Source organism: Nocardioides sp. CPCC 206348, assembly GCF_048654705.1.
GTDB lineage: Bacteria > Actinomycetota > Actinomycetes > Propionibacteriales > Nocardioidaceae > Nocardioides.
Window position 1 is genome coordinate 1 of the sequence record NZ_JBMCZA010000097.1, and the last position, 672, is coordinate 672.

1 protein-coding gene is annotated in these 672 nt (G+C 69.5%); it reads right to left on the reverse strand.

Features of this window, described 5'->3' with window-relative positions:
* A partial coding sequence (locus ACOADB_RS04955) for a hypothetical protein (protein ID WP_378596832.1) occupies positions 1-571 on the reverse strand: 571 nt, incomplete at its 3' end.
* Between the last annotated feature and the right edge of the window lie 101 nt (positions 572-672).

Sequence of the window (672 nt, forward strand, 5' to 3'; positions counted from 1 at the left end):
ACGACCACAACGTCCGCTGGTCGCCGAGGCTGAGGTGCGGCTCGACCGCGAACGGATAGGCCAGCAGGCCCACGAAGCTGCCGACGTTGCTGGCGGCGTAGAGGAAGTACGGGTCCCGGGCACGCGGCACGTCGAGCCACGAGTACCACCGCTGGAGGACCGGACCGGTCGTCGTGAGCACGGCGAACGGCAGGCCGATCATCACCAGCAACGTGCGGAGCAGCCAGAAGACCGGCGACGACTCCGGGGTCGCGTCGGACGGCAGCGCGAGCGGCAGGACGAGCAGGGGAAGCAGCAGCAGCGGTGCGAGCGTGAGCGGCTGCCCGCGCGGGCCCAGCCGCGACGTCAGGTGGACGAACACATAGCCGAGCAGCAGCACGACCTGGAAGAACAGGGTGCACGTCGCCCACACGCTGGCTGCGCCGCCGTACGACGGGAGCAGCATGCGGGCAGCCATTGGCTCGACGAGGAACAGCAGGGCAGCTCCGGCGAACGCCGTGACGGTGTACAGCACGGCGATCGGATGGGTGCGGAGCGCAGGGGCACCGTCGCGCGCGATCACCGATGTCACCGCGTCACCCTAGGCGGACCGGCGCGGATCGGGACCAGTCGATCGGTTACCTTTTGTGGGTACGACAGGGGAGCACCGAAGGGTGCTGAGAGTGCGGATCC